This window comes from Ereboglobus sp. PH5-5 (assembly GCF_029504805.1).
In the GTDB taxonomy this organism is placed as follows: domain Bacteria; phylum Verrucomicrobiota; class Verrucomicrobiia; order Opitutales; family Opitutaceae; genus Ereboglobus.
Window position 1 is genome coordinate 45,453 of sequence record NZ_JAQFIT010000019.1, and the last position, 10,237, is coordinate 55,689.

General features: G+C 59.6%; 9 protein-coding genes. All 9 read left to right on the plus strand.

Annotated elements, in window-relative coordinates; all coding sequences use genetic code 11:
- Positions 1-6: 6 nt before the first annotated feature.
- The 9 genes from M2103_RS12085 to M2103_RS12125 all read left to right on the plus strand — a co-directional run bounded on the left by M2103_RS12085 (position 7) and on the right by M2103_RS12125 (position 10,115).
- A complete protein-coding gene (locus tag M2103_RS12085) occupies positions 7-1,446 on the plus strand; it encodes a DUF1116 domain-containing protein (RefSeq protein ID WP_277510866.1) in 1,440 nt (479 codons plus the stop codon).
- A complete protein-coding gene (locus M2103_RS12090; protein ID WP_277510867.1) occupies positions 1,443-2,282 on the plus strand; it encodes an SDR family NAD(P)-dependent oxidoreductase in 840 nt (279 codons plus the stop codon). Before M2103_RS12085 ends, M2103_RS12090 begins: the two co-directional genes overlap by 4 nt.
- Before the next feature lie 343 nt (positions 2,283-2,625).
- Entirely contained in the window at positions 2,626-3,540 is a 915-nt protein-coding gene (locus tag M2103_RS12095; protein ID WP_277510868.1) for an MBL fold metallo-hydrolase, read from the plus strand.
- A gap of 125 nt (positions 3,541-3,665) precedes the next feature.
- The gene (locus tag M2103_RS12100; RefSeq protein ID WP_277510870.1) at positions 3,666-4,880 is read left to right on the plus strand and encodes a serine hydrolase domain-containing protein; all 1,215 of its coding nucleotides are present in this window, start codon (positions 3,666-3,668) and stop codon (positions 4,878-4,880) included.
- 43 nt (positions 4,881-4,923) lie between these two features.
- Positions 4,924-6,588 carry a dihydroxy-acid dehydratase gene (ilvD, locus tag M2103_RS12105; RefSeq protein ID WP_277510871.1) on the plus strand — a complete coding sequence of 555 codons (1,665 nt, stop codon included), beginning with the start codon at positions 4,924-4,926 and terminating at the stop codon, positions 6,586-6,588.
- Between the two features lie 92 nt (positions 6,589-6,680).
- The gene (locus tag M2103_RS12110) at positions 6,681-7,031 is read left to right on the plus strand and encodes a hypothetical protein (RefSeq protein WP_277510873.1); all 351 of its coding nucleotides are present in this window, start codon (positions 6,681-6,683) and stop codon (positions 7,029-7,031) included.
- Positions 7,032-7,216: 185 nt separating this feature from the next.
- The gene (locus M2103_RS12115) at positions 7,217-8,371 is read left to right on the plus strand and encodes a hypothetical protein (protein ID WP_277510875.1); all 1,155 of its coding nucleotides are present in this window, start codon (positions 7,217-7,219) and stop codon (positions 8,369-8,371) included.
- Between the two features lie 194 nt (positions 8,372-8,565).
- Positions 8,566-8,961 (plus strand): hypothetical protein, encoded by a 396-nt coding sequence (locus M2103_RS12120; protein WP_277510877.1) that lies wholly within the window; start codon positions 8,566-8,568, stop codon positions 8,959-8,961.
- A gap of 224 nt (positions 8,962-9,185) precedes the next feature.
- Positions 9,186-10,115, plus strand: coding sequence for a hypothetical protein (locus M2103_RS12125; protein WP_277510880.1), 930 nt, complete (start codon positions 9,186-9,188; stop codon positions 10,113-10,115).
- Positions 10,116-10,237 lie beyond the last annotated feature (122 nt).

The following is a 10,237-nucleotide window of genomic DNA, read 5'->3' on the forward strand; positions in this document are numbered from 1 at the left end:
TTTGTCATGAGTTCCAATCCCACCAATCCATTTGTCGCGCCGATCAAGGCAGTGAATATCGGCGCGGAATTATTTGCCGACGGCTTGCGCGAGCAGGGCGTGGAGGCGATCCAGCTAAAGTGGCAGCCGCCGCCGGAGGAGGTGCTCAAGCACCAATCCTCGCTCGCCAAGCTGCGCGGCGGAAAATGCGCCGACCGCATCGCCGCCGCCAACGCCCGCGCAATCGACGCGCTGCTCAACGCCGATCCGCATTGGATCGACATGAAGCCCGCCATCGAGGTCGTGCCCGGCCTGAAGAAAAACATGATCCTCAAATCGGGCCCGCCGCTCCCCTGGGACAAGTCGTGCCCGACGCAGAAAAACGGCGTCATCAATGGCATCATTCACGAGGGGCTGGCGGACACGGCGGAGGCCGCGATTGAGTTGATCAAGCGCGGCGAGGTCGAGGTCGCCTCGGCAAACGACTACGCGATTGTCGGCCCCGGCGCGGGAATCCTCACGCCCTCGATGGTCGTGAACGTCGTCGAGGATCGCGCCACCGGCAAACGCGGTTTCTGCGCGCCCTTCGAGGGACCGAACCAGGGCGGCCTTTGCGGCTGGGGCACCTACAGCCCCGAAATCCGAAAATTCCTCAACGAGCTTTACGACACCATCGGCCCGATGCTCTCGCGCATTCTTCGCGCCGAGGGCGGCATCGCGATCCGTCCCATCATCAGGCGCGGCGTTGAGATGGGCGACGAAACGCACACGCGCCAGGACGCCGAGGGGCTCATCCTTATCAACCAGCTCTTGTTCCTGCTCATGAAGCACGAACCCGCGCAGAGCGCCGCGCGCGACGCGTGCGTTGATTTCCTCGAAAAGACGGAGCGCTTTTTCCATCCCATCGGAATGGCGTCGGCGATGGCGACGGTGCAGTCGATGAAAAACATCGAGGGCGCCACGGTCGTCACCACGCTGTGCGGAAACGGCGTCGAATACGGAATCAAGATAAGCGCGCTCGGCGACCAATGGTTCACCGCGCCCTCGCCGCAACTCACGGGGCAATACATCGCCTCCGACGCGAAACCCGAGGACACGCTCCCGTGGATCGGCGACAGCTCGGTGCTCGAGGCAATCGGCCTTGGCGGATTCGCCGCCGCCGCCTCGCCCGCGGTCGCGCGCCTGCTCGGCCACACCTACGCCGAGGCGATCGCGCAGTCCCGCGAGCTCGCGGAAATCTGCCTGACCGCCAACCGCAATTTCCTCGTGCCCGCGCTCGACTACAACGGCTCCCCCGCCGGCATCGACATTCTCAAGGTGCTCGAAACGGGCATCCAGCCCGCCGTGCACGGCGGCATGATTTCAAAGACCGGCCTGCGCGTCGGCGCCGGCGTGGCGCGCGTGCCCCTCGCCTGTTTCGGCAACGCACTGGAAGCCTACACAAACCAATTATCCAAAATCGCATGAAAACAAAAACTCCCTCAAAAAAATCCCCCGCCGCAATTTCCACCAAAGGTCTCCTTGCCGGGCAAGTGGCCGTCGTCACCGGCGGCGCGCAAGGCATCGGCGAAGGCATCGTCCTCGCGTGCGCCAGGGCCGGCGCGGACATCGCGTTCACCTACATGGGCGCCACGCCCAAAAGCCGCGCCAAGGCCAAGCGCACCGCCGAGGCCGTCCGCCGCATCGGACGCCGCGTGGTGTTCGACATCGTGGACGCGACAAGCGAGCAGGACACGGAAACGTTCATGCAGCGCGTCATCTCCGAGCTCGGTCGCGTTGACATCATGGTCAACAATGTCGGCGGCGCCGGCACCGTGCCCGAGGGCGGTTTCGCCGCGCTGCCGCTCGATTACTGGCGCTCGCAACTGGACAAGAATTTTTTCAGCGCCGTCATGTATTCGCGCCTCGCGGTTCGCGACATGCTGCGCCGCCGCAGCGGCGGCTCGGTCATCAACATCGGTTCAATCCACACGGCGAAAGTTTTTAACACAAAGTTCGTCCCCTATTCGTGCGCGAAGCAGGCCATGAACCAGCTCACGCGCGATCTCGCCGTCGAGCTCGCGTCGAAAAACATCCGCGTGAACTGCATCGCGCCCGGCCTCATAAAAACCGCGCTCACCGTGGGGCGCTACGACGCCGCGTGGTGGTCCGACATCAGCGAGCGCATACCCATGCGGCGTGCCGGCGAGCCGTCCGAAATCGGTGACGTGGCGGTCTTCCTCTCGTCGAAGCAGTCCAGCTATCTCACCGGCCAGATAATCTATGTTGACGGCGGCGGCGCCGACGGCGGCTGGAAATTATAATATTATTAGAGGACAGAATAATATCGGCATGAGAATACGAACCTCGCATTCAGGCATCCCCAACGAGGATGTGTCCAATAGCCCGGGGTTGGTGCGAGGAACGAGCGCCTACCCTGGGTTGGTTAAAAAAGAAAACACAACCCTGAAGGGGTTGTGTCCTCTGAAAACGCATGGCAGGCGAACAGGCCACAACCCCGTTGGGGTTGTTTGTCATGCGCATTATTCCCAGGGTAGCTTGCTGCGCTCGCAACCCTGGGCTAAAAGACGGAAGCCCGTTGGGCTTCATTCAATGCCCATTTTTTCGAGAAAGTTAATATCACTTTAATCATATAGTTTTTATACAATGGAAATAGCCAACGGCATACATCTGCTCAAGTGTCCGCTCGATTCGTTGTGGACCGGAGTCTTCGTGCTGGCGCGTGAAAAACTCGTCGTCATAGACACCGCGTTTGACCATTCGATGACGGATGTCGTGCTGCCTTATATAAAAAAGCTGGGGCGCGACCCCGCCGACATCGACCTGGTTGTCAACACGCACATCCACGGCGATCACATCGGCGGAAACGCGCGTTTGATGCGCGAGACGAAGGCGAAATTCGCCGCGCACAAGCTGGCCCGAGAGCGGCTTGCCAATCCCTATTTCCATTTGAACAAAATCCGCAGCCGTTTCACGCCGCTCGTTCCGTTTCAGGAAATCAAGTCGGGGCTGAATCCGCAGGAAATCGACATCGACCTTGAGCACGACCAGGAGATCGATCTCGGCGACTCAAAGTTGCGCGTGCTTCACACGCCCGGCCACGCCGTCGAGGGAATCTGCCTGCACGACAGCGCCTCGGGAATCCTCTTCACGGGCGACGCCCTGCAAGGACGCGGCACGATGAGCACGGGCGTCGGGCTTTATTTCGACCTCGACGCATACCTGCTCGCGATTGAGCGCGTCGAGGCGGCGCTTGCGCAAGGCGGCGTGAGCATGATCGCCGCGTCGCATCCGTTTGACCCGATCTCCGGCTTGGTGCCCGCGGCGGAATGCGCCGACTTCATAAAACTCTGCCGCGACACCTCCGATCACTACGACAAAATCATCCGCGACTACATGGCGGAGCACGGCGACAATCCCGACTTGCACGCGCTCATCCGCCGGGTGCTGGAGCGGGCGGGCATAACGACAACCCCGGGTGTTCCCGTCCATGCCTATCACACTTCCGTCGCGCATTTGGCAAAAATCGATCCGTCGCGGCAATGGGGAGAGCCATTGTGAGATTTTGCACGACACCAGTTTTTGTCATGAATCTCAAAATCATGCTCCTCGGTATTCTTGTCGTTTTTGCGACAGCGATCACCCGCGCCGCGCCGAGCATGAAATCAGTTCATCTCACCCCGACGGTGCTGCCGCAGGTCGCCCCTGCGGAAGTGGGATTGGATTCCGCCGTGTTGGACAGAATCGACGTCGAGTGCCAAAAGGGAATCGACGAGGAACTTGTGCCGGGCTGCGTGGTGTGCGTTGGACGCCACGGAAAAATCACCTGGCTCAAGGCATACGGCAACCGGCGACTGGCCACAAAGGACCGCCCGGCGCACCCGATGACTGTTGACACAGTGTTTGACCTTGCGTCCATCACCAAACCGGTCGCCGTGGCAGCGTCGATCATGACATTGGTCGATCAGGGAAAACTGAACGTGGACGACAAAGTTGCCCGATATCTTGATGAATACAAAACTCCGGAGAAAGAGACGATTACCATTCGCCAATTGTTGACGCATACTTCCGGGCTGGGTGGATTGCATATCGTTCGCACCGACCAACTGCTTGCTAAAACTTTCAGTCAAAGCGCGCGCATTTCCGGCCCCCGTCCGGCTCCTCCCGCGGAACTTCCGACGGCCCCGCGCGACGAGGTGGTGCGGCTGCTGGCCGCCCCGCCCGTTGCCAAGCCCGGAGAGGTCTATTTCTACTCTGGCGCAAACATGGATACACTGGCCGTCCTGTTGGAACGCGTCACGGGAAGGGATTTGGCCACTTATGCGCGCGAAAATATTTTTCAACCCCTCGGAATGCTGGAAACAGATTATTTGCCCGGCGTGGAATTGCGCCGCCGCGCCGCGCCGACCCGGCTGGATGGACGCGATACGGGCAGGGTTCGCGATCCCTACACTATCGCAAAAGGCGGCGTCAGCGGTGGCGCAGGGCTGTTTTCCACTGCGGATGATCTGGCTGTATTCTCAGCCATGATGTTGAATCGCGGACGTCTTCCGGAGCACTTGGGGCGTGACGCGCGCATTCTAAATCCGGAAACAGTCGCGCTCATGACCACGCGCGGCGCCGGTGCGGCTTCAGATCGCGCCTTGGGCTGGGTGATGGGTGCGCCCTATGCGAAAAACATGTCCGATGTTTCCTACGGCCACGGCGGTTTCGATGGTAATTATATACAATTGGATCCGAAGCACGACATCTTCGTTATTTTCCTAAGCAACCGCATGCATATTAGAAAAGGGGCGGCCAAGGCGTCGAGAGTCCCCGTTTATCAACTTGCCGGACGCATCGGTGACATTGCCGTGGATGCGATTACCGCACCCCAGTCCGGCACAGGCGGCAAACCCTAAGGCAAAGAATTACCCAAAAAATTAACAGAGAACTTATCCAACCATGAAAACCAAACTGCGCAGCCAATGGGAATTCGGTGTGGCAACCGTGAAACGCGACGGCATTTTATACGGCCTCGGTTATACAAAGGAGGAAATCAAGCGGCCCTATATCGCCGTGGTCAATTCCTGGAATGAATACAATCCGGGGCACATTCATTTGCGCGAACTGGCCGAGCGTGTGAAGCAGGGCATACGCGAGGCGGGCGGCCTGCCGTTCGAGGTCGTGACCACCGGCTTGTGCGACGGCATGGTCCTCAAGGATCCGCGTTACATCGAGCTTCCCAGCCGCAATCTCATCGCCGACGAGGTTGAGCTCAATATCGAGGCCAACCTGTTCGACGGCATGGTGCTGTTGAGCACGTGCGATTCGATCGTGCCCGGTCACCTCATGGCCGCCGCGCGCATCGGAATCCCGGCCATACTCGTGACCGGCGGCTACATGCCCAACTGCATATTTCAGGGGCGTGATCTTGGTGTCACGGAGGTTTCCGACGCCATCGGCAAGGTCATGGAGGGCCGCATGTCGCGCTCCTGTTTTGACGAAATGGTCGGCTGCGGCCACGCGGGGCAGGGCGCGTGCGGCGAGATGACGACCGCCAACAGCATGTGCTGCGCCGCCGAGGCGATGGGCATGACGATGCCCGGCAACTCCACCGTCGATGCCACCGACAAGCGCCGCCTCTGGTCCATCGCGCATCAGGCCGGACATCACATCATGCGCATGGTCAACGAAGGCATTACGACGCGCGACCTCATCACCGAAAAATCCATCGAAAACGCCATCATCACCGACCTCGCCATCGGCGGCTCGACCAACCTCCTGCTGCACATTCCCGCCATCGCCACCGAGGCCGGATTTGACCGCGACTGGTGGAAATTTTTCGACGAAGCCTCGCATCGCATTCCGCTGCTGACGGGCATTTCCCCGAGCGGACGTTATTATTTCAAGGACTTCGACGCCGCCGGCGGCCTGCCCGCCCTGTTGAACAATTTGCTCACCCGGATGCATGCCGACATACCGACCGTGAATGGCAAAACCCTCGCTGAAAACGTGATGAATGCGCGGGTTTACAACGATGACGTTATCCGCGGCCTGAACAATCCCGTCACCAAGGGCGCCGGCATCGCGGTGCTCTACGGAAACATTGCACCGGAAGGGGCGATTCTCAAGGCGGCGGCGGTCGATCCCTCGCAATACCAGTTCGAGGGCGTCGCCAAGGTTTTCCACGATGTCGATGACGCCGTGGCCGCGTTGCGCCGCAAGGAAATCACGCCCGGCATGGCGGTCGTCATCCGTTATCTCGGCCCCAAGGGCCGGTTCGGCACGACGGCGTTTGCGTTCCAAAAAGAGCTCGCGGGAATGTCCATCGCCAAGCAAGTCGCGATCATCACCGACGGACGTTTCTCCGGCGGCACCTCGGGGCTGAGCATTGGCTACGTCGCGCCCGAGGCGGCGATTGGCGGCCCGTTGAATGCGGTGCAGGACGGCGACAAAGTCATCATCGACATCGAAAAACGCGCCATGAACATCGACGTGAGCGACGAGGAAATCAAGCGCCGCCAGGCCGCCGTGACATGGGAGTTCGACGAAACCAAATACAGCCGATTCCTGCGCCTCTTCACCCGCAACGTCACCTCCACCGCCAAGGGCGCGACATGGATTTGAGTTTTTCGAAATAGCCAAAGGACAGCCGTCGAAAGCGGGTGGGATTGCCGCTGTTTGCAACCCCCGATCCACAGCCGCAGCCGGGCTTCAACATGACGACAGTGTCGCCCGACAACCACGCGCTTGCCGGGCAGATTCGACTGGGCGTGCCAAGTGCGAAAAACATCAGGCTGGAGGTTCTCGAAGGCTCCGGGCTGGCGCGCTACGGGCGTTGTGGATATTACGGAGTGCACAACTGGCAGGAGTTCATGCCGGGACAGGCGGTGCTGCAGGACACGGATTACTTCGCAGTGCTGCCCCTGCAAATAGGCCGGGTGCGACTGCGCATCGCCTTTGACTATCCAGCAGGCGTCCAAGGCCTGCCGGACATCACTGTGCATACGCCTGTGCAAACAATCGCGATTGTCACGCTGAGGTTAGAGGGCACGATGAGGAGTTATTAGTGGAGCAAGTGTCGCCAAGGTGATCTTTCTCTCGAATTTTTTGCGTTGAGAAAGCAAGCCGCAAACCGCAGCCCTTCGGGCTGCGGCTTGCGCGGGTGTGCTGGGCTGGTCGCCCCTTGCATGGCTCTTTTATAACTGTCCGCAATCCGCGGCGGTGGGGTTCGTGCGGGGGCTTTCTCAAACACATGAATATACAACACAACGTCCCCCTGAAGTTCGTCACCGAAACAGGGGAAATCAAACTGGCGCCTGAGGGATTCCTGCGCCTTTTTCGCGCGGCCCAAACCGCGCAAACATCAACCGGCGGCGAGCGCCGCGCCGCCCTCACGAAGGCCGCCATGTTCGACGGATTCACTCCGACAGCCGCCCAAGTCAAAACGCTCGAACGCATCGTCTCTCCGGACCCCGGGACGAAACGCTCCGACCGCGACGCGACATTGGAGTTGCGCTTCGACACACTCACCATCAGCGCGGATGGCACCGCGTTTACCCGGCTCTACGGCATCGCGATAGACTTCACTCCCGACGAGGGCTGGGCCTACACCGGCTGCGTCGTGCCATACAAATCAATCGACGCCATGATCGTCGCGATGAGGGAGAACCTCAAGTCTCCCCCGGATGAATCCACGACCGAGGATCGCTGGATACTCGTGCGCCGTCACGAGGTGCTCAACCTCATCGCATCCTCGCTCTACACCACGATGACACGCGAGGAGCTTGCCAGCGAGGTTCGCACCTTCCTTGAGGGCAAATCGCTCACGGGGGACGGTGGCGTCACCCACGCGCTCGTCGAAATCCGTCCCGATGAACATGGCGCCTTGCGGCGTCCCGAGCACAAGCATCGCAGCCTTGACCAAGCGTTCCTTGAGTCGTTTCGAGAGTTCTTCGACACGCTGCCGGACCAGCCCGACATCGAATGGCAGGTTGACGCCTACTTCCACGCCAGAACCAGGCTCGAGCGCGAAATCTCCCACGAGGTGTGGCTGCGCCTGCCGGCGATTTTGAGGGCCATCTGGAAGGCGGACAAAATCGAGGACGCCTTCCAGTGGGTCGAGGCGGACGATGACGCGACGGAAACCACCGGGCTGACGAAAGCCGAAAGTGTCATCGTCAACAACCTCCTGGACAAAATCGTCGAGATGGAATCGCCGCCGTCGCAGGGCGTGAATCCCTTTTATTCCTTCGTCACCGACAGGTTTGGAGCTTTCACCTCGGGGACATGGCCGGAGGCGGATGAGTTCGGAAAACTGCCGGCGGTGAAACGGCGCATCGCGAAGGAAAAAATCATCGAGACGTTCGGATGGGTGGAGCTTTTGCCGCTTCCGGACGATTGCATCTGAGCTGATGTGGCAACACGGGAGCCGCGGTCCTTCGGGCCGCGGCCCCCGCATGTTTTGCCCCGCGGACGTCCTCGCGCGCGGCTTTTTGTATTCATCCGAAATTTCGGCTGAAGGGTTCGCGGGCGAAGACGCCTGCAAAAATGACAAGCAACAAACCATGTATCATAAAATTGATACAACCCTCCGGGCGCACCGTGCCCGTTCCCATCGCGCTCCTGCGCGGCCTCCGAAGCATTCATATCTACGGAAAGCACGAAACCGAGGCCGATGATGCCAACGCCGCCGAGGAGGGCTTCCGTCAACTCGACAACGACATCAATGTCACCGACGCCCAAGCGCGCACGATCACCGTCTTGACGACGATGAACATGGGCACCCGCACCAACGACTACGAAACTCTTCTCGAAGCCGGAGTCGCCGAGGCGGTCCTCGATGTCAGCGGCAGAACGATCATCCATGACGGAAAACACATCATCGTTTTCACTCCAAAAAATGGATGGAGGGTGAAAGGCTCCAAGGCGGACTACGCGCCGACTCTAGCGCACCTGCTCGCCTCGATTCACGGCGAAACGCCACCGTTGTTTGAATAGGCGCGCAGACTGACAAACCGCCCGCCGACCGGCTTTGCGGAAACAATTTCGCGAGCCGCGAGGCGGGCGGTTTTTGACCGGGGTTTATGTGAAGGCGGTCGTGAAAACGTCGTTACATAAATCCATCAAGAGTAAGCTATCAATAGTAGTATCTTCTTGCCATCGGAACCTGCGATGAAACACTCACGCATGTCTCGCCCCGCACAATTCAAACCACAACCATCATGACCCAGCACTCCATCTCGCCGGCGGACACATCCGCCACGCCGGACAACAAAAAACACGTTCCCACGCGCCGCGAGCGACTGTATGCGCATATCGGAAAACTCCTCGGAATCACCCCGCGACAGTTGATCACCCGTTCGCAACTGGACGCGGAAGTCGCCAGGGCGCTCCGCGATTTCAAAATTGTTCATCAGGACAGCGCCGCCGGCGACGCGTCCGTCGGCGCTTGCAAAAACCAAACGAAAAACACCGCCATCTTTTTCATCCAGAGCAAGGGCGCCCTCGGCAAAACTTTTTGCTGCGCGCATCTCTACGAATACCTGAAAAACCTCGGTCACAAATTTCTCCTGCACAACGCCGATTCAATCAGCGGGGAACTCGTAAAAATTTTCCCCGAGACAATCCCCAACCGCCTCAAGATAGATCGCTTTGAAAACCAGGACTTGCTTTTCGATTCCCTGCGCGAAGGAAAAAATATCATCGCCGACTTCGAGGGTGGCTTCGCTGTAATAGACGCAATCCTGGATGTGTTTATCGGCAAATTTGACTTCGAGGCATTCTGCAACGAAACTGGCACCAAACTCATTTTGATCGTCCCCGTCGATGGCGGCCACGCCAACACCAAATGCTGGCTCGATCTCAAAAACGCATTTCCCTGGGCCACATTCTATCAAATCAGAAGAGCGGACGATGATTCGCCGCGCGCGAAATACCCCGAACACCCGCCCGGACGGACCCTCTTCATACCTCACTTGAGCGGAGGCGATCCCGTGAAGCTCGCCTTTTACAGGGAGGGACTGACAGCCAACATGCTCGCCAATCGCCTCGACATGATCGACGCGATCAACGCCAAGGTTTTCAGGGATATGCTCTACCGGGAGTTTGCGAAACTTCTGAATCACATCCCGTCGCCGGGCACGCGCCGGTGATTTGCCCTGGACGCAACCGCGGGCGTGCCGCGCCGCCGGCTGCGATCAAAGCTTCAGCTTTTTGAGCAGTGTTGACGGAGGCTTGCCCAGCGCCCGGCACACATCGGCGAGCAGGGCGACAG

What these genes read in the sequence shown, in the direction of transcription:
- M2103_RS12125 (WP_277510880.1), top strand. Translation starts at nt 9,186, where the DNA reads ATGACCCAGCACTCCATCTCGCCGGCGGACACATCCGCCACGCCGGAC.
- M2103_RS12110 (WP_277510873.1), top strand. Translation starts at nt 6,681, where the DNA reads ATGACGACAGTGTCGCCCGACAACCACGCGCTTGCCGGGCAGATTCGA.
- M2103_RS12085 (WP_277510866.1), top strand. Translation starts at nt 7, where the DNA reads ATGAGTTCCAATCCCACCAATCCATTTGTCGCGCCGATCAAGGCAGTG.
- M2103_RS12090 (WP_277510867.1), top strand. Translation starts at nt 1,443, where the DNA reads ATGAAAACAAAAACTCCCTCAAAAAAATCCCCCGCCGCAATTTCCACC.
- ilvD (WP_277510871.1), top strand. Translation starts at nt 4,924, where the DNA reads ATGAAAACCAAACTGCGCAGCCAATGGGAATTCGGTGTGGCAACCGTG.
- M2103_RS12095 (WP_277510868.1), top strand. Translation starts at nt 2,626, where the DNA reads ATGGAAATAGCCAACGGCATACATCTGCTCAAGTGTCCGCTCGATTCG.
- M2103_RS12115 (WP_277510875.1), top strand. Translation starts at nt 7,217, where the DNA reads ATGAATATACAACACAACGTCCCCCTGAAGTTCGTCACCGAAACAGGG.